The following is a 17,829-nucleotide window of genomic DNA, read 5'->3' on the forward strand; positions in this document are numbered from 1 at the left end:
ATCTCTTAGTGACTAAGATTCTTGGTCATGGGAGACAAGCGTGTGCAGGTATTGGTGGTCGGTGCAGGGCTCGGCGGGCTGTCCGCCGCGTTGTTCCTCGCGCAGCAGGGGGTCGAGGTGCTGGGCATCTCCAAGCACCGGGGGACGTCGCCGCACCCGAAGGCGACCGGGCAGACCCACCGGACGATGGAGTTACTGCGCCGGGCGGGCGTCGCCGACGAGGTGCTGGCGGGTGGCGCGGGGCTCGACGGCGGACTGGTGATCAAGGTCGCGGAGAGCCTGCGCGGGCGGGTGTTTCACACGATCGTGCACGAGGACCAGGACTGGGCCACCGCGCTCAGCCCCGAGCGCTCGGGGATGGCGAGCCAGGACCACGTCGAGCCGGTGCTGCTGCGGCGGGCGCGTGAACTGGGCGCGGAGGTGGAGTTCGAGACGGAACTGGTGTCGTTGGCGCAGGACGCCGACGGCGTGACCGCGCGGGTCCGGTCGGCCGGGCGGGAGCACACCGTCCGGGCGGACTACGTGATCGGCGCGGACGGGCACCGCGGGGTGGTGCGCGGGTTGGTGGGCATCGGGCGGCAGGGGCCCGGCGAGTTGTCGCACCACATCGGGGTGGTTTTCAACGCCGACCTGAGGGCCCACATCGTGCCCGACCGGTTGACCCTTTACTACTTGCAGAACCCGGCGTTCACCGGCGCGTTCGTGGGCACCAACACGGCACGGCGCAACGTGCTGACGGTCGAGTACGACCCGGCGGTCGAGTCCGCGGCGGACTACCCGGTGGCGCGGTGCGTCGAGCTGTTGCGGATCGCGACGGACGCGCCGGACCTGGAGGCGGAGGTCCTGGAGGTCACGGCGTGGGAGATGGCGGCGTGGGTGAGCGACCGGTTCCGGGCGGGGCGGGTGTTCCTGGTCGGTGACGCGGCGAAGGTGACGCCGCCGACCGGCGGGCTCGGCGGGAACACCGCGATCGGCGACGGGTACGACATCGCGTGGAAGCTGGCGGCGGTGTTGCGCGGTGAGGCGGGCGAGGGCCTCCTGGACAGCTACGAGGCCGAGCGGCGGCCGTACGCGCAGCTCGTGGTGGACGGGTCGTACGCCAACTACGTGCAGCGGTTCGCACCGCACCTGGCAGGCCCCGACGTGCCGGACGAGGTCGACCACCTGTGGTTGACGTTGGGCTACCGGTGCCGTTCGAACGCGGTGCTGGCCGAGGACACCGACCCGGCGCCGATGGAGGACCCCGCCGACCCCAGCGGCCGACCGGGCTTCCGCGCCCCGCACGTCATGGTGGAGCACGAGGGCACCCTGATGTCCACTTTGGACCTCTTCACCACCTGGACCCTGCTGACCGTGAACCCGTCGTGGCGTGCCGCGGACGTCCCGTCCCTGCACGTCCCCACCATCACCGACCCGACCGACGACCTGACCAAGCGCTACGGCATCGGCCCCGACGGCGCCGCCCTGATCCGCCCCGACGGCGTGATCGCCTGGCGCACCACCACCTCCCCTTCTCCCACCTCCCCTTCTCCCACCCCCACCTCCCACCTCTCCACCATCCTCACCACCCTGAAATCCCTCTAACCCCCGAGAGCCCAACCCCCAACCCGCGCGAGTCGTACCTTCACGTCCCGCGTGTCCTACGTTCAGAACACCCGAGTTCAACGCTCAGAACAGTCGATCTTGTTTTGAGCGTTGAACTCGGGGTACGCGAACGTAGGACACGCGCGTTCTGGAGGTAGGACTCGCGCGGTTTGGAGGTAGGACACGCTGGTCAGGTCGGGGACTTGGCGGGGTGGCGGAGGGTTTCGCCGATGGCCAGCAGGGACAGGGTGCTGATCAGGGCGCCCGCGATCAGGTACAGCGAGATCGGCCACGAGTCGTGCGTCGGCGTCACGCCCAACAGCCACGTGGCGACGACCGGCGACAGGCCGCCACCCAGCACGGCGCCCAGCTGGTAGCTCAACGACACCCCGCTGTACCGCACCCGCGTGCCGAACAGCTCCGCGTAGTAAGCGGGCATCGGGCCGAACACCGCCGCCGACCCGGCGAACGCCAGCACCATCGCCAGCACCACCAACCCCGGCGACCGCGTCTCCAGCAACCAGAACAACGGGAACGCGAACACACCCAGGAACGCCGCACCGCCGAGCATCACCGGCAGCCTCCCGACCCGGTCGGACAGCCGCGCGAACACCAGGATCGCCACCGCCTGCGCGAACGCCCCGATCAGCCCCGCGTTCAGCAACGTGCCGCGCGTCATCCCGAGCTGGCGCGTCCCGTACGACACGGCGAACGTCGCCACCACGAAGATGAACATGTTGAACCCCAGGTTCACCCCCGCGCCCAGCAGCACCTTCCGCCACGACTCCCGCAGCACCGCGGCCACCGGCGCCCGCACCACCCCCGCCGACGCCCGCGCCTCGCGGAACGCCGGGCTCTCCTCCACCGACAGCCGCACGTACAGCCCCACACCCACCAGCACCAGGCTGAACAGGAACGGCATCCGCCAGCCCCAGCTCAGGAACGCGTCGCCGGACACCGCGGTCGACGCCGCCATCGCGCCGTTGGCCATCAGCAGCCCGATCGGCGAACCCAGGAACGTCCAACTGCCGTACCACCCGGTCCGCCCGACCGGGGCGTGCTCGACCGCCATCAGCGTCGCGCCGCCCTGCTCACCGCCCAGGAAGAACCCCTGCACCAACCGCAGCAGCACCAACGACAGCGGCGCGGCCAACCCGATGGACTCGTACGTCGGCAGCAGGCCGATCGCGGCCGTGCACAGACCGGTCACGGTCAACGTCAGCACCAGCATCGACCGCCGCCCGACGCGGTCACCGAAGTGACCGATCACCACCCCGCCGAGCGGCCGGGCCAGGAAACCCGCGCCGAACGTGGCGAACGCCAGCAGCGTGCCGATGCGCGGGTCGAAGGACGGGAAGAACAGCTTGTCGAACACCAGCGCCGACGCGGTGCCGTAGAGCAGGAAGTCGTACAACTCCACCGCGTTGCCCGCGGAACTGGCGAGCGCCACCCGGCGCACGTCGGAAGCCATTCGTCCACCCTGGCCTGCCCGCCCAAAGAGCCGAACCCGACAGTGATCTACGTCACACGCATGACCTCGCGATATGACGGCAGGACGACGTCATCGCGGCGTTCCCGGGCCGGCTCGGGAAACCACACGATCCGGTGAGAATCCTAGAGAGAGCGTTGCCAGGCGGTCACGCTGTGAACCATGGCACCACTTCCCCTCCTCGCGGCGATCGCCACCCTGATCCCCGCGTTCTCCGCCCCGGAGTCGAGCTTCGTGCTCAGCGTGCAGCGCGGCGAGTCGCTCCAGCTCTCGAACCTGACCTGCGAGCCGACCGGCGGCCTGCACCCCAGGGCCGACGAGGCCTGCCTCGCGCTGTCCGGTGTGGACGGACAGATCGACGGCATGTCGACCGGCCCGGCCCTGTGCACGCTGGAGTACGACCCGGTGCGGGTCAAGGCGACCGGCACGTGGCGGGGCGAGACCCGCACGTTCGAGGCCGAGTTCGCGAACTCGTGCGCGATGCGCGCCCAGACCGGCCCCGTGTTCGACTTCTGATCGAAGGTCGGAAGCCGGACGCTCGCAGCGGACAGGCGGAAGCCGACAGGTCGAAGCCGGAAGCTGGAGGCGGGCGGCGACGACCGGAAGCCCGAAGGTGAAGGCCGGGCCGCGACGTGCCCGTGGAGGGCCCTCGACACCGCCGCCGAAGTCGTGGCCCCTCCACGGGATCGCGCAAAGGTCCTCGGACCTCTGAGGCGACCGTAGGGACTCCGCGACCTGTTCGTCAACATCCTTCACATTCATGAATTGGGGCGGTTACCGGGCTTCGCACAGACCATTACCCGTTGGAGCACCCCGCCTGAGCCATTCGTGTGGTCGGAGCTCTGGTCACGCCACGGACCGTCTCAGGAAGGCCGTTCTATCCTCCGCGCGAACCGCTTGGGGGAAGACGCATGGGTGATTTCCTGCTGTACACGATCGCCGTTCCGGCGACGTTCCTGGCGCTGGTGCTGGGCATGGCGCTGGCCGCGCGACGCATCCTGGGCCTGCGCGTCGGCCTGGTCCGCACCACGCTCGCGTGCATGGTCGGCCTGTCGTCCAGCGAGGCCGCGCTGAGCGCCATGCCCGGCCCGGAGACGACGCCGGCGCTGGCGACCGTGCAGGTCGGCGTCGCGCTGCTGATGATGATCGCGCTGCTCACGTTCGCCGAGATCGTCGTGCCGACCGGGTCGATCCCACCGCCCACCGAGTGGTGGCGCGCGCTGCGCAGGAGGGTCGCGCGCACCCGCCGGTACTCGCGCATCACCGCGATCGCGTTCCGGCACGGCCTCGGCCCGTACCTGCGCGGCCGGGAACGCACCGACACCCGGGTGGCGCGGTCGCTGCGGCTCGCGCTGGAGGAGGGCGGGGTCACCTTCGTCAAGCTCGGCCAGGTGCTGTCCACGCGCCCCGACCTGCTGCCGCCGGACGTGGTGGACGAGTTGACGCTGCTGCAGGACAAGGTGCCCGCCGCGCCGTGGCCCGCGGTGCGCGAGGTGCTGGTGGCCGAGCTGGGGCAGCCGCCGGAGGACGTGTTCGCCGAGTTCGACGAGCGGCCGATCGCCGCAGCGTCCGTGGCGCAGGTGCACCGGGCCCGGCTGAGGTCCGGCGAGGACGTGGTGGTGAAGGTGCAGCGGCCGGACGTGCGGCGGGTCGCCGAGGGCGACCTGGACATCGTGAACCGGCTCGCGTCGACGTTGCACGACAGGACGCGCTGGGGCAAGGCGATCGGCGTGCGCGACCTGGCCGCCGGGTTCTCCGCCGCGTTGCGCGAGGAGCTGGACTTCCGGGTCGAGGCGCGCAACCTGGCCGCCGTGCGGGCCGCGTCCGCCGACACCGACGTGGTGCTCCCCGCCGCGCACGAGGACCTCTGCACGGCACGCGTGCTGGTGATGCAACGGCTGGACGGCGTGCCCGTGCGGTCGGCGTCGCTGGAGTCGGTCGACCGGGACGCGCTGGCCCGCGCGCTGCTGGACGCGCTGCTGCGCCAGGTGATGATCAACGGCGTCTTCCACGCCGACCCGCACCCGGGCAACATCATGCTGCTGCACGACGGCAGGCTCGGCATGCTGGACTTCGGTTCGGTCGGGCGGATCGACGCGCAGCTGCGGTCGGCGTTGGGCAAGCTGCTGCTGGCCGTCGACCACGCCGACCCGGCGGGCCTGCGCGACGCGTTGCTGGAGCTGGTGGCCAGACCGGACGAGATCGACGAGCAGCAGTTGGAGCGCGCGCTCGGGCAGTTCATGGCACGGCACCTGAGCACCGGCATGAGGCCGGACGCGGGGATGTTCGGCGACCTGTTCAAGCTGGTCTACCGGTACGGGTTGAGCATCCCGCCGGAGATCGCGGCGGTGTTCCGGGCGTTGGCGACGGTGGAGGGCACGTTGGCCGCGCTGTCGCCGGGGTTCGACATCGTGGTCGAGTCGCGGTCGTTCGCCGACAAGCAGTTCAGCGCGCACCTCACGCCGGAGTCGCTGCGGCGCACGGTGACCGAAGAGCTGCACGCGATGCTGCCGATGCTGCGCCGGCTGCCGCGGCGGGCCGACCGGATCTCCGCCGCGTTGGAGCAGGGGCGGTTGGGCATGAGCATGCGGCTGTTCGCCGACGAACGGGACCGGCAGTTCATCGTCTCGCTGCTGCACCAGGTGATGCTGACCGTGCTGGGCGCGACGGCGGGCGTGATGGCGGTGCTGCTGATGGGCGCGGACGGCGGTCCGGAGGTGGGCCCGGACCTGTCGCTGTTCCAGTTGTTCGGCTACAACCTGCTGGTCATCAGCGTGCTGCTCGGGTTGCGGGTGGTGGTGACGATCTTCCGGCCGCGGGGTTGACGCGGTTGGTTTGCGCTGCAAACCTGACTGGGTGGCAGACCTGCTGGGTGACCTGGCCGAGCTGCGCCGTCGAGCGCGCGAGGACCGGCACGCCTACTCGTTCCCGCTGCTGTTCTTCGGCGTCGCGTCGTTCCTGGCCCTGCCGCTGTACGCGCCCGCCGAGCCGCCGAGCCGGGGGTTCGAGGTGCGCTACCCCGTGCTGCTCGGCCTGTTCTGGCTGGTCGTGCTGCTGGCGGGCGGTCTGGCGACGGTGTGGTGGTACCGCAGGCGCGGCACGCGGGTGGGGATCGAGACGTCCACGCGGGGCTACCTCGGCGCGACGGTGATCGGCCTGAGCGGTCCGGTGGTCGGGTTGGCGCTGGAGCACCTGCCGTTCCGGTTCTACTCCGGCACGGGTGCCGGCTTGATCGTCCTGGCGGTGGCGACCGTGCTGTGGCACCGGGGCGCGCCGCGGGCGGTGACGTCGACGGCGGCCGTGCTCGGCACGGCGGTGCTCCAGCACGACCAGCCGGCGATCGCGCAGTTCATCGCGATCGGCCTGGGCCTGGTGGTGCTGGCGGCGCTGGAGCGCAGCACCCGGTTCACCACGATCACCGCCGCGTACCTCGTGGCGCTGTGCGTGTCGGCCGCGTTCACGCCGCTGGTGGTGTCCCAGCCCACCGCCTGGTCGCTGGGCAGCGTGGTCGTGCTGCCCGGGTCGGTGCTCCTCGTCGGCGGCTTGGTGGGCCTGCGGCGTGGCTGAGCACCCGACCGCGTCACTGGACGACGTGGTGCACCAGCGGCACCGGCTGGGCATCCTCACCGTGGCGGCGGAGGCGAAGCGGGTCGGGTTCGGCTACCTGCGGTCCACTTTGGAGCTGACGGCGGGCAACCTGTCGCGGCACATCGCCGTGCTGGAGCAGGCCGGCCTGGTGGCGGTGGAGAAGGACTACGACGGCAAGCGGCCGCGGACGTGGGTCGGCGTCACCCCGGCGGGACGTGCCGCGCTGGCGGTGGAGATGGCGGCCCTGCGTGCGCTGGTGGAGCGGCACGTAGCCTCGCAGGCATGAGCATCCACGACATCCCGCTGCACACCCTGTCCGGTGAGCCGTCGACCCTCGGCGCGTTGGCGGGCAAGGCGCTGCTGGTGGTGAACGTCGCCTCGAAGTGCGGTCTGACGCCGCAGTACCAGGGCTTGGAGCGGCTGCACGAGCGGTACGCGGCGCAGGGCTTCTCCGTGGTCGGGTTCCCGTGCAACCAGTTCGCCGGGCAGGAGCCGGGCACGGCGGAGGAGATCGCCACGTTCTGCTCCACCACGTACGGCGTGACGTTCCCGCTGTTCGAGAAGGTCGAGGTGAACGGCCCGTCCCGGCACCCGCTGTACGCCGAGCTGACGGCGTTCGCCGACACCGACGGCGCGGCGGGCGACGTGCAGTGGAACTTCGAGAAGTTCCTGCTCGCCCCCTCCGGCGAGGTCGTCGCCCGCTTCCGCCCGTCCACCGAGCCGGAGGACGAGGCGGTCGTGAAGGCGATCGAGTCCGTGCTGCCGTAGTCCGGCGCGCGGGAGGTGACCGACCGGCCACCTCCCGCGCCCGGATCAGCACTCGATGACGTTCACCGCGAGCCCGCCGCGCGCGGTCTCCTTGTATTTGACCTTCATGTCCTTGCCCGTCTCACGCATGGTCTTGATGACCTTGTCCAGCGACACGAAGTGCGAACCGTCGCCGCGCAACGCCATCCGCGCCGCCGTGATGGCCTTGATCGACGCCAGCGCGTTGCGCTCGATGCACGGGATCTGCACCAGCCCGCCGATCGGGTCGCAGGTCAGCCCGAGGTTGTGCTCCATCGCGATCTCGGCCGCGTTCTCGACCTGCTCGGGCGTGCCGCCCATCACCTCGGCCAGCCCGCCCGCCGCCATCGAGCAGGCAGAGCCGACCTCGCCCTGGCACCCCACCTCGGCGCCCGAGATCGACGCGTTCTCCTTGAACAGCACGCCGACCGCGCCCGCCGTCAGCAGGAACCGCACCACCCCGTCGTCGGACGCGCCGGGCACGAACCGCGAGTAGTAGTGCAGCACTGCCGGCACGATGCCGGCCGCGCCGTTGGTCGGCGCGGTCACCACCCGACCGCCGGCGGCGTTCTCCTCGTTCACCGCCAAGGCGAACAACGTCACCCAGTCCATCACCCGCAACGGGTCCGTGGCGTAGTGCTCGGCGGCCATCCGCTGCCGCATCTCGGCCGCGCGCCGCCGGACCTTCAGCCCACCGGGCAGCACGCCGTCCATGGTGCAGCCGCGCTCGACGCACGCCTGCATCACGTCCCAGATGTGCAGCAGCCCCGAACGCACCGAGGCCTCGTCACGCCAGGACAACTCGTTGGCCAGCATCACCTCGCTGATCGACAACCCGGTCTCGCGGCACCGCGCCAACAGCTCGTCACCGGTGCGGAACGGGTGCGCGAGCGGCGTCTCGTCGGCCTTGATCCGGTCGGTGCCGGTGGCCGTGTCGTCCACCACGAAGCCGCCGCCGACGGAGTAGTACACCGCCGAGTCGACCACGGCATCACCCGAGTGGGCGGTGAAGCTCATGCCGTTGGGGTGCAACGGCAACGACTTCCGCCGGTGCATCACCAGGTCGGGGTCCTCGCGGAACGCGATCTCCCGCACGCCGCCCAGCCGCAACCGCCCGGTGGCGCGGATCTCCGCCAACCGTCGCTCGGCCTCCGCCGGGTCGACGTCCTCCGGCCGGTGGCCCTCCAACCCGAGCATCACCGCCTTCGGGCTGCCGTGCCCGTGCCCGGTCGCGCCGAGCGACCCGAACAGCTCCACGTGCACGCGGTCGACGGACTCCAGCACCGGCCGCAGCCGGTCGGCGAACATCATGGCCGCGCGCATCGGACCGACGGTGTGCGAACTGGACGGTCCGATCCCCACGGAGAACAGGTCGAACACGCTGATCGCCATGACGTCAGTCCCCGGTCAGTTCCGCGTACTTGGCGGCGGTCAGCAACCCGGTCGCGTCGGTCACGGCCACCTTGAACAGCCAGCCGGCGCCGTACGGGTCGTTGTTGATCAACGACGGGTCGTCGGCGGCCGCGGTGTTGACCTCCACCACCTCGCCGCTGACCGGCGCGTACAGGTCGCTCACCGACTTGGTCGACTCCAGCTCGCCGCACACCTCGCCGGACGTGACCACGGCGCCGAGCGCGGGCAGCTCCACGAAGACGATGTCACCCAACGACTCCGCCGCGTACGACGTGATACCGACCGCCACGGGGTCCTGGGTACCCGGCGCCCAGTCCACCCACTCGTGCTCGGGCGTGTACAGCAGGTTGTCCGGAAAAGTCACGACAGCGCTCCCTTGGGCGAGGTCCGGATCCCCACTCTGTCCTGGGACCTGAGAGCTTCGCCGCGCCGGCGCGACGGCTGACCGTCGATCCGACCCGGCTTGCACCGTGGGTGCGCGCCGAGGGGCACGCTTTCCAGAGTCGCCTCACCCGAGCGGTTCTCGCTGCCTGAGAGTGTGCGGGGGACTTGCTCCTTCGGCGCCCCGGCACGCTCACCGAGGTCTCTCCCGCGCGGGTTCCGGCGCTCATCCTGCGCCGCGGCCGATGTTCAGTTGGTGGCCCGAACGCTAGGTGCCGAGGTCGACGGGTGTCAACGCGACCGCCGACTTGTTCGATCCGCACAACACCGCACCGGTCCGTTGGTGCCGGCGGCACGATGACACCGAAACCCCGTTACCGGACCTTTGGTGTAACAACGGCCGAAGGAGTCCACCGTGCGGATCGCAGTCCCCCGGGAGATCAAGAACCACGAGTACCGCGTCGCGCTGACCCCGGCGGGCGCCCACGAGCTGACGCAGCGCGGTCACGACGTGGTGGTCGAGACCGGTGCGGGCCTCGGATCGGCGATCACGGACGAGGAGTACCTGGCCGCCGGCGCCAAGGTGCTGGCCACGGCGGACGACGTGTGGGCCGAGGGCGACCTGGTGCTCAAGGTCAAGGAGCCGATCGCCGAGGAGTACCCGCGGCTGCGCAAGGGCCAGGTCCTGTTCACCTACCTGCACCTGGCCGCCGACCGACCGCTGACGCAGGCGTTGCTGGACTCCGGCACCACCGCGATCGCCTACGAGACCGTGCAGACCGCGAACGGCGCGCTGCCGCTGCTGGCGCCGATGTCCGAGGTCGCCGGCCGCCTCGCGCCGCAGGTGGGCGCGTTCGCGCTGATGAAGCCCTCCGGCGGCCGCGGCGTGCTGCCCGGCGGCGTGCCCGGTGTGCACCCGGCGCGCGTGGTGGTCATCGGCGGCGGCGTGGCGGGCCTGAACGCGGCCGCGATCGCCGTCGGCATGGGCGCGGACGTGCAGATCCTGGACACCAACGTGGACCGGTTGCGCCACATCGACGCCCTCTACCAGGGCCGCCTGCGCACCGTGACGTCCAACCGCTACTCGGTCGAGCAGGCCGTGCGCGAGGCCGACCTGGTGATCGGTGCGGTGCTGGTGCCCGGTGCGAAGGCGCCGAAGCTCGTGGGCAACGAGCTGGTGGCCGACATGAAGCCCGGCTCGGTGCTGGTGGACATCGCGATCGACCAGGGCGGCTGCTTCGCCGACTCGCGGCCGACCACGCACGCCGACCCGACCTACCATGTGCACGACTCGGTCTTCTACTGCGTGGCGAACATGCCCGGCGCGGTGCCGCGCACGTCGACCTACGCGCTGACCAACGTGACCCTGCCGCACGCCGTCGCGCTGGCCGACCAGGGCTGGGAAGCGGCGCTGCGCGCGGACGCGTCGCTGGCGCTCGGCCTGAACGCGCACGACGGCCTGCTGGCCAACCTGCCGGTGGCGCAGGCCCACGGGATGACCCACACGCCGCTCGACCTCTGAGGCGACCGCTCCGCCAAGTGCGAAGGGCCCCGCTCACGTGCTGTGAGCGGGGCCCTTCGACGATAAGACGGCCCGCTCAACCAGCCTGGGGGTCACTGGGAGCGGGCCGCGTCACCAATCTTAGCCGGGAACACGGCGCCGTGCCCAGTGACCCCACCGATCCGGACGACTTTTCGCCCGGCGGTGGCGACTCGCTGTGTGCGCGCTCAAGCAAACGAGTGAATTCACGTCGTAACAGGTAAGTCACGACGGCCCGGTGACCGATGCACAGGGCGGGAACTCCGCAGCTACGCAGCGGGGTCGTCCGCTCGCGCGGCGTCTGCCGCGCACCTGGCGATCGGAGCGCAGATGGCTGAGCCTGAGGGTTGGATCGACTGCCACGACCCGTTCGGACGGGACCGGTCGATGACCGTGCTCGTCGAGGACGACCGGGTTCTGCTGGTCGCACCGCCGGGCGAGTCCGCCGTGATGTCGGTCACACAGACCCGCAGGTTGCACCGCCTGCTCGACCAAGCCGCCGACAGGATGTGAGGCGCGTGGACGAGGCACTGCGGGCCGCCGTGCTGCGCCGGTTGGCGTTGCTGGACGAGGTGGCCGAGAGCGGTGAGGCGGACGCCCTCGTGCCGCTCGCGCGCTCCGAGATCCACCGCCTGGCCGACGGTTGGCGGCTGTTGTTGACCGTGCACCAACCGGATCCGGACGGCCGCTGCGGCGCGTGCCCCGGGATCCTGCGGCACCGGAAGTGGCCGTGCCAGGTGTGGACGATGGCCCACCAGCACCTCATCGGCGACGGCCTGCCGCACCGCGAACGCCGCCGCCCGCTGCGCACGTTGCGCCGTTCGACGGAGGTGGAGACGACCACCGAGATACCGAGAGTGGCGTCGAAACCGCGACACGCCCTCCCCGAGTGATCCGCCTAGGGCAGGATGACGCCCGGTAGGAGTACTCGGGAGGGACGCGTGCACGACGGCACTGGCCGCATCGTGGTGCAGAACTTGACCAAGCAGTTCGGTCCGGTCGCAGCGGTGCAGAATCTCAGCTTCACGGTGGAACCCGGTTCGGTGACCGGTTTCCTCGGCCCCAACGGGGCGGGCAAGACGACGACGCTGCGCATGCTGCTCGGCCTGGTGACCCCGACGGCGGGCACCGGACTGATCAACGGCAGGCCGTTCAGCCACCTGGGCAACCCGGCGCGGGTGGTCGGCGCGGTGCTGGAGGCGCAGGGCTTCCACCCCAAGCGCACGGCCCGCAACCACCTGCTGGTCTACGCCGCCGCGATCGGCGTGCCGGACTCGCGCGCCGACCAGGTGCTCCAGCTCGTCGGCCTCGGCGCGGCGGGTGACCGCAAGGCGGGCGGGTTCTCGCTGGGCATGAAGCAGCGGTTGGCGCTGGCCACCGCGCTGCTGGGCGACCCGCAGGTCCTGGTGCTCGACGAGCCGGCCAACGGGCTGGACCCGGAGGGCATCGCGTGGCTGCGGACGTTCCTGCAGTCCTACGCCCGCGGCGGGCGGACCGTGCTGATCTCCAGCCACCTGCTGGCCGAGGTCGAGCAGACCGTCGACCAGGTGGTCATCATCAGCCGCGGCCAGACCATGTACCACGGGCCGCTGGACCACCTGCGCGACCAGCAGCAGGCCAGGGTGCTCGTGCAGCCGTCCGACACGGGCGCGCTGGTCGCGGCGCTGCGCGAGGACGGCGTCGGCGCGATCGAGCAGCTGCCGGACGGTCGCATCGCGATCAGCGGGGTGACCGCCAAGCAGGTCGCCGACATCGCGTTGAAGGCGGGCGTGTCGATCTACGGCATCCAGGAGGAGAAGGCCGACCTGGAGCGGCTGTTCTTCCAGCTCACCAACGGCCAGTACGCGGCGCCGGGCCAGTACGCGCAGCCGGTCGCTTACCAGCAGCCGGGGTATCAGCAGCCTTACCAGCAGCAACCGGGTTACCAGCAGCCCTACCAGCAGCAGCCCGGTTACCAGACCCCGCCGCAGCCGTTCCAGCAGCAGCCGTACCAGCAACCGCCGGCCGGCTACCAGCAGCAGTACCAACAGCCCCCGCAGGACCAGCCGGGCTACCAACCACCACCGCCGGGATCCCAGCCGCCGCCGCAGGACAACCCGTACGGTCCACAACAGGGTCAGGGCGGCCTGGGGGGCGGCGCGTGATGGGCAACCTGATCAAGTCGGAGTTCCGCAAGACCACCAGCACGGGTCTGTGGTGGGGTCTGATGATCCCGACCGTGCTGCTGGCGTTCGGTTGGGCGCTGGGCACCGGCGCCATCTTCAAGACCATCACGGACTTCATGAGCAGCTCCGAGGCCGAGGAGCTGACCACGCTGCTCGGCGTCGACGCGTCGCAGTGGCAGATGTCGGTGTTCGGGATGGCGCGCAGCATCAACGTGGCCACGATCTTCCCGATGATCTTCGGCGGCCTGGCGATCGCGAACGAGATCAACCGCAAGACGATCACCACCACGTTCCTCACCGCGCCGAACCGGGTCTCCGCGCTGACCGCGAAGATGATCGTCTACATCCTGTGGGGCGCGATCTTCGGCGTCGTGATCGTGGCGTCGGTGAGCATCGGCATCGCGATCACCTCGGACTCCGGCTCGCTGCCGGACGTCGGCGGGTGGCTCGCGCTGGCCGGTGTCGGCGTCCTGTCGTCGATCCTGATGACGATGTTCGGCGTCGGTGTCGGCGCGCTGATGACCAGCGTCGTGGGCACCACCGTGGTGCTGCTGCTCTACATGCTGATCGTGGAGAACGGCATCCAGCTGGTGCTGGCGTCCCAGGGCCTGCCGGAGATCATCGGCTTCCTGCCCAACGGCGCGGTCAACGGCCTGACCGGCTCCGTGGCGTCGTCGCTGTTCGTGGCGAACGCGGGCGTGGTGCCGGAGGACCTGGTGGAGGGGCTGCGGGCCATCGGTGGCGCGCTCGGCGCGTTCGACTGGTGGTTGAGCGGCCTGATCTTCCTGGTGTGGACGGCGTTGTTCTTCCTCGGTGGCTGGGCCGCCACCCAGCGCAAGGACATCACCTGATCCAGTGATCTCGCACGCCTGACGAAGGCCGCCCCGAAGGTTCGGGGCGGCCTTCGTCACACCAGCCGGGCCAAAACTGTCGGTGACCCGACCTATGTTGGATCCCGTGACACCTACCGACGGCTGGATCCGCAGGCTCGCCAGGGCGTGCTGGCAGCACCGCGCGCTCGTGGTGCTGTCGGTGCTGTCCGCCGTCGTGGGCGTCGGCCTGCAGGCCGTCGGCCCGCTGCTGATCAAGGTCGCGGTGGACGACGCCATGGCCGGTCGCACGGACCGCCTGGCCTGGCTCGCGATCGTGCTGGTCGGGCTGGAACTGCTGACCTTCGGCACGGCGTTCGTGCGCCGCTTCCTCGGCGGCCGGCTGGCCGTGGACGTGCAGCACGACCTGCGGCAGGCGGTGTTCGGCGCGGTGCAGCGGCTGGACGGGCCGAAGCAGGACGCGTTGCGCACCGGGCAGGTGGTGTCCCGCTCGATCACCGACCTGCAGCTGGTCAACAGCCTGCTGTCGATGACGCCGCTGGCGTTCGGCACGGTCGTGTTCGCGGTGGCGGCCCTGGCGGCGATGTTCTGGCTGTCGCCGCTGCTGACCGTGATCGCGCTGGTGATCGTGCCCGCCGTCGGGGTGGTGGCCGCGCGCAGCAGGCTGACGCTGTTCCCGGCCACCTGGTCGGCGCAACAACGCGCGGCCGACGTGGCGCAGCACGTCGAGGAGACCGTCACCGGCGTGCGCGTGGTCAAGGGCTTCGGCCAGGAGGCGCGCGAGGTCGCCCGCCTGGAGGACCGGGCGGAGCTCCTGTTCGCCGAGCGGATGCGCGCGGCCCGCCTGACCGCCCGCCCGTCGGCGACGTTGAACTCCCTGCCCTACCTCGGCCAGGTGGCCGTCCTGGCGCTGGGCGGGTGGATGGCCCTGCGCGGCGAGGTCACCCTCGGCACGTTCCTGGCGTTCGCGACCTACGTGGCCACCCTGGTCGGCCCGACGCGGCTGCTGGCGAGCCTGATGGTGACCGCCCAGCTGGCCCGCGCGGGCGTGGAGCGGGTGTACGAGCTGATCGACTCGCAGCCCTCGGTCGTGGAGGGCGACCGCGACGTGCCGGCCGGCCCGGTCGCCGTGGAGCTGCGTGACGTGACGTTCGGGTACACGCGCAGCGAGCCGGTGCTGTCCGGTGTGTCCCTGCGCGTGGAACCGGGCGAGACCCTCGCGGTCGTCGGCACCGCCGGCTCGGGCAAGTCCACCGTCTCGCTCCTGCTACCCCGGTTCTACGACGTCCACGAGGGTACGGTCTCCGTGGGCGGCGTGGACGTCCGCGACCTGCGCCTGACCTCACTGCGCCAGACCGTCGGCACCGTGTTCGAGGAGGCGTTCCTCTTCTCCGACACCGTCCGCGCGAACATCGCCTACGGCCTGCCGGACGCCTCCGACGACCAGGTCCGAGCGGCGGCGCGGGCAGCCGAGGCGCACGAGTTCATCGAAGCCCTGCCCCACGGCTACGACACCGTCGTGGGCGAGCGGGGCCTCACGCTCTCCGGTGGTCAGCGCCAACGCGTGGCCCTGGCGCGCGCCCTGCTCTCCGACCCCCGCGTGCTGGTCCTGGACGACGCGACCTCCGCCGTGGACAACGCCACCGAGGCCGCCATCCACCGCACGCTGGCCGCCGTGACCGCCGAGCGCACCACCCTCCTGATCGCGCACCGCAGGTCGTCCCTCACCCTCGCCGACCGCATAGCCGTGCTGGACGCGGGCCGGGTGGTGGACATCGGCACGCACGCCGAACTGCAACGGCGCTGCCGCCTCTACCGCGAGCTCCTGGCCGGCCCGGGCGAGGCGATCGAACAGGTCGACCCCCGTGCCGACGCCCGACTGGAACCGGGCCCGGACGGCACCACCCCCGACCTCTGGCCCTCGTCCGACGAGGACGAACTGGTCGTGCGCGCGGCCAACCGCGCCGTGGGCGCCCCGGCGGCCTCCCGAGGAGGCGGCGGCACGTCGGCACTGGTGGGCGGCACCCCGCCGACCCCGGACCTGATGGCCCGCGTCCACGCCCTACCGCCCGCGCGGGACGTGCCGACCCTGGACGGCGAGGACCCGCGCGCCCCCGACCCGGGCTTCCGCCTCCGCACCCTGCTCCGCCCGGTCCGCTGGGCGATGCTGGGCGTGGCCGGCCTGCTGCTGATCGACACCGCGCTGGCCGTCACCTCACCGAACCTCGTCCGCCTGGGCATCGACAAGGGCGTGGTCGGCGGCCAGGTCGGCTGGCTGTGGACGGCCGTGGCGATCAGCTTCACCCTGGTCGTGCTGGGCTGGGCGGCCGCGGCCGCGGGCACCGTGGTGACCTCCAGGCTCGGCGAGCGCCTGCTCTACCTGCTGCGCGTGCGCAGCTACGCCCACCTGCAACGGCTGGGGCTGGACTACTACGAGCGCGAGATGGCCGGCCGGATCATGACCCGGATGACCACCGACGTGGACGCCCTGTCGAGCTTCCTGCAGACGGGCCTGACCACGTTCGCGATCAGCGTGCTGACGGTGGTCGGCATCGCCGCCGCCCTGGTGGCCACCGACCCGGGCTTGGCCCTGGTGGCACTGGCCGTCCTGCCGATCCTCCTCATCGCGACGGTGATCTTCCAACGCCTCTCCTCGGCCGCGTACGCGGAGGCGCGCGAACGCGTCAGCGCCGTCAACGCCGACCTCCAGGAGAACGTCTCGGGCCTGCGCGTCTCCCAGGCGTACACGAGGGAGGCACGTTCGGCCGAGGCGTTCGCCGAACGCAGCGACGCCTACCGCCGCTCCCGCATCCGGGCGCAGCGGTACATCGCCACCTACTTCCCGTTCCTGTCGCTGCTCTCCGGCGTGGCGCAAGCCGGGATCCTGGTGGTCGGCGCGTACCGCGTGGCGGACGGCACCCTGTCCCCCGGCGTGCTCCTCGCGTTCGTCCTCTACCTCGGCCTGTTCTTCTCGCCGCTGTACCAGCTGTCCGGTGTCTTCGACGGCTACCAGCAGGCCAGGGTGGGTTTGAGCCGCATCGGCGACCTGCTGCGCACCCCGACCACGGTCCCCCCGGCCGCCGACCCCGTGCCCGTGCCCCACCTGCGCGGCGAGGTGGAGCTGCGCAACGTGACCTTCACCTACCAGGGCACCACGCGCCCGGCGGTCGAGGACGTCTCGCTGCGCGTCGCACCCGGCGAAACGGTCGCCTTCGTGGGCGCGACCGGCGCGGGCAAGTCCACCCTCGTCAAGCTGGTCGCGAGGTTCTACGACGCCACCGAGGGCACGGTCCTGATCGACGGCGTCGACATCCGCGACTACGACCTGTCGGCCCTGCGCCAACGCCTCGGCATCGTCCCCCAGGAAGCCCACCTCTTCGGCGGCGACATCGCCGAGAACGTCGCCTACGGCAACCCCGACGCCACCCGCGCCGACATCGAGAGGGCAGTGCGCGCCGTCGGCGCTGTCCCCGTCGTCGCCTCCCTGCCCAACGCGTTCCACCAACAGGTCGGCGAACGCGGCCAAGGCCTCTCCGCGGGCCAACGCCAACTGGTGGCCCTGGCCCGCGCCGAACTGGTCCAGCCGACGATCCTGCTCCTGGACGAGGCCACCGCCGCCCTGGACCCCGCAACCGAATCAGCCGTCCTGGCCGCGAGCGACCACCTGTCCGGCGCCAGGACCACCTTCGTCGTAGCCCACCGCCTCGCCACCGCCGCCCGCGCCGACCGGATCGTCGTCCTGTCCGAGGGCCGAATCGTCGAACAGGGCACCCACACCGAACTGCTGGCCGCCAACAACCACTACGCCCGCCTCTGGTCCCACGGCCAAGACCACCACGGCCCAACCACCAACGCCCCCACACCCGACACCCTCAACCTGACCTCAGCCCACACACCCTGAACCCAACACCCCAGCCGGCCCTCGCACCCCGCGAGCCCACCACCACCAACCCACCCCCAACGGCCCCGGCACACCCCCACCGAGGCCCGATTTGACATGGGTTCGGGTGCCTTAGGCTGGACGAAGCCGGGCAGGCAGGGCGGGACGCTTTT

General features: G+C 71.2%; 15 protein-coding genes and 1 riboswitch. Of the genes, 12 read left to right on the plus strand and 3 right to left on the minus strand.

What is annotated here, in order from left to right; translation table 11 throughout:
* Window positions 1-27: 27 nt before the first annotated feature.
* On the plus strand, window positions 28-1,584 hold the full coding sequence (gene rdmE, locus AB0K14_RS29885; protein ID WP_360452453.1) for an aklavinone 12-hydroxylase RdmE: 1,557 nt from the start codon (window positions 28-30) through the stop codon (window positions 1,582-1,584).
* Window positions 1,585-1,774: 190 nt separating this feature from the next.
* On the opposite strand, the gene AB0K14_RS29890 is transcribed toward rdmE, so the two are convergent.
* Window positions 1,775-3,055 (minus strand): MFS transporter, encoded by a 1,281-nt coding sequence (locus tag AB0K14_RS29890; protein ID WP_360452451.1) that lies wholly within the window; start codon window positions 3,053-3,055, stop codon window positions 1,775-1,777.
* A gap of 180 nt (window positions 3,056-3,235) precedes the next feature.
* Here AB0K14_RS29890 and AB0K14_RS29895 point away from each other — a divergent pair, with 180 nt between their 5' ends.
* The 5 genes from AB0K14_RS29895 to AB0K14_RS29915 all read left to right on the plus strand — a co-directional run bounded on the left by AB0K14_RS29895 (window position 3,236) and on the right by AB0K14_RS29915 (window position 7,429).
* A complete protein-coding gene (locus AB0K14_RS29895) occupies window positions 3,236-3,589 on the plus strand; it encodes an SSI family serine proteinase inhibitor (RefSeq protein WP_360452449.1) in 354 nt (117 codons plus the stop codon).
* 395 nt (window positions 3,590-3,984) lie between these two features.
* Complete coding sequence (locus AB0K14_RS29900; protein ID WP_360452447.1) at window positions 3,985-5,898, plus strand: AarF/UbiB family protein; 1,914 nt, start codon at window positions 3,985-3,987, stop codon at window positions 5,896-5,898.
* 31 nt (window positions 5,899-5,929) lie between these two features.
* Window positions 5,930-6,640, plus strand: a complete 711-nt coding sequence (locus tag AB0K14_RS29905; RefSeq protein WP_360452445.1) for a hypothetical protein — start codon at window positions 5,930-5,932, stop codon at window positions 6,638-6,640.
* Window positions 6,633-6,947: a transcriptional regulator gene (locus tag AB0K14_RS29910; RefSeq protein WP_360452443.1), complete on the plus strand. Its 315-nt coding sequence runs from the start codon at window positions 6,633-6,635 to the stop codon at window positions 6,945-6,947. Before AB0K14_RS29905 ends, AB0K14_RS29910 begins: the two co-directional genes overlap by 8 nt.
* Entirely contained in the window at window positions 6,944-7,429 is a 486-nt protein-coding gene (locus AB0K14_RS29915; protein ID WP_360452441.1) for a glutathione peroxidase, read from the plus strand. The genes AB0K14_RS29910 and AB0K14_RS29915 overlap by 4 nt, the downstream gene beginning before the upstream one ends.
* 45 nt (window positions 7,430-7,474) lie before the next feature.
* On the opposite strand, the gene AB0K14_RS29920 is transcribed toward AB0K14_RS29915, so the two are convergent.
* Complete coding sequence (locus AB0K14_RS29920) at window positions 7,475-8,839, minus strand: L-serine ammonia-lyase (protein WP_360452439.1); 1,365 nt, start codon at window positions 8,837-8,839, stop codon at window positions 7,475-7,477.
* 4 nt (window positions 8,840-8,843) lie between these two features.
* Window positions 8,844-9,224, minus strand: a complete 381-nt coding sequence (gene gcvH / locus AB0K14_RS29925; protein WP_360452437.1) for a glycine cleavage system protein GcvH — start codon at window positions 9,222-9,224, stop codon at window positions 8,844-8,846.
* A gap of 143 nt (window positions 9,225-9,367) precedes the next feature.
* Window positions 9,368-9,462, minus strand: a riboswitch (glycine riboswitch).
* Window positions 9,463-9,656: 194 nt separating this feature from the next.
* Between gcvH and ald the strand changes: the two genes are divergently transcribed.
* From ald to AB0K14_RS29955, 6 genes are all read left to right on the plus strand, one after another.
* Window positions 9,657-10,763 carry an alanine dehydrogenase gene (ald, locus tag AB0K14_RS29930; RefSeq protein WP_360452435.1) on the plus strand — a complete coding sequence of 369 codons (1,107 nt, stop codon included), beginning with the start codon at window positions 9,657-9,659 and terminating at the stop codon, window positions 10,761-10,763.
* A 348-nt stretch (window positions 10,764-11,111) separates the two neighbouring features.
* The gene (locus tag AB0K14_RS29935; RefSeq protein WP_360452433.1) at window positions 11,112-11,294 is read left to right on the plus strand and encodes a hypothetical protein; all 183 of its coding nucleotides are present in this window, start codon (window positions 11,112-11,114) and stop codon (window positions 11,292-11,294) included.
* Window positions 11,295-11,299: 5 nt separating this feature from the next.
* Window positions 11,300-11,674, plus strand: coding sequence for a hypothetical protein (locus AB0K14_RS29940; RefSeq protein ID WP_360452431.1), 375 nt, complete (start codon window positions 11,300-11,302; stop codon window positions 11,672-11,674).
* A gap of 48 nt (window positions 11,675-11,722) precedes the next feature.
* Window positions 11,723-12,925, plus strand: coding sequence for an ABC transporter ATP-binding protein (locus AB0K14_RS29945; protein WP_360452429.1), 1,203 nt, complete (start codon window positions 11,723-11,725; stop codon window positions 12,923-12,925).
* Window positions 12,925-13,797: a hypothetical protein gene (locus tag AB0K14_RS29950; protein ID WP_360452512.1), complete on the plus strand. Its 873-nt coding sequence runs from the start codon at window positions 12,925-12,927 to the stop codon at window positions 13,795-13,797. Before AB0K14_RS29945 ends, AB0K14_RS29950 begins: the two co-directional genes overlap by 1 nt.
* Window positions 13,798-13,891: 94 nt before the next feature.
* Window positions 13,892-17,677, plus strand: a complete 3,786-nt coding sequence (locus AB0K14_RS29955) for an ABC transporter ATP-binding protein (RefSeq protein ID WP_360452427.1) — start codon at window positions 13,892-13,894, stop codon at window positions 17,675-17,677.
* Window positions 17,678-17,829: the final 152 nt, after the last annotated feature.

The sequence above is a fragment of the Actinosynnema sp. NPDC050801 genome, from assembly GCF_040673975.1.
Taxonomy (GTDB): domain Bacteria; phylum Actinomycetota; class Actinomycetes; order Mycobacteriales; family Pseudonocardiaceae; genus Actinosynnema.

Bases quoted from the DNA above. Each gene is read 5' to 3' on its own strand.
- rdmE (WP_360452453.1), top strand. From the start codon at position 28: ATGGGAGACAAGCGTGTGCAGGTATTGGTGGTCGGTGCAGGGCTCGGC.
- AB0K14_RS29890 (WP_360452451.1), bottom strand. From the start codon at position 3,055: ATGGCTTCCGACGTGCGCCGGGTGGCGCTCGCCAGTTCCGCGGGCAAC.
- AB0K14_RS29895 (WP_360452449.1), top strand. From the start codon at position 3,236: ATGGCACCACTTCCCCTCCTCGCGGCGATCGCCACCCTGATCCCCGCG.
- AB0K14_RS29900 (WP_360452447.1), top strand. From the start codon at position 3,985: ATGGGTGATTTCCTGCTGTACACGATCGCCGTTCCGGCGACGTTCCTG.
- AB0K14_RS29915 (WP_360452441.1), top strand. From the start codon at position 6,944: ATGAGCATCCACGACATCCCGCTGCACACCCTGTCCGGTGAGCCGTCG.
- AB0K14_RS29920 (WP_360452439.1), bottom strand. From the start codon at position 8,839: ATGGCGATCAGCGTGTTCGACCTGTTCTCCGTGGGGATCGGACCGTCC.
- AB0K14_RS29935 (WP_360452433.1), top strand. From the start codon at position 11,112: ATGGCTGAGCCTGAGGGTTGGATCGACTGCCACGACCCGTTCGGACGG.
- AB0K14_RS29950 (WP_360452512.1), top strand. From the start codon at position 12,925: ATGGGCAACCTGATCAAGTCGGAGTTCCGCAAGACCACCAGCACGGGT.
- AB0K14_RS29955 (WP_360452427.1), top strand. From the start codon at position 13,892: ATGTTGGATCCCGTGACACCTACCGACGGCTGGATCCGCAGGCTCGCC.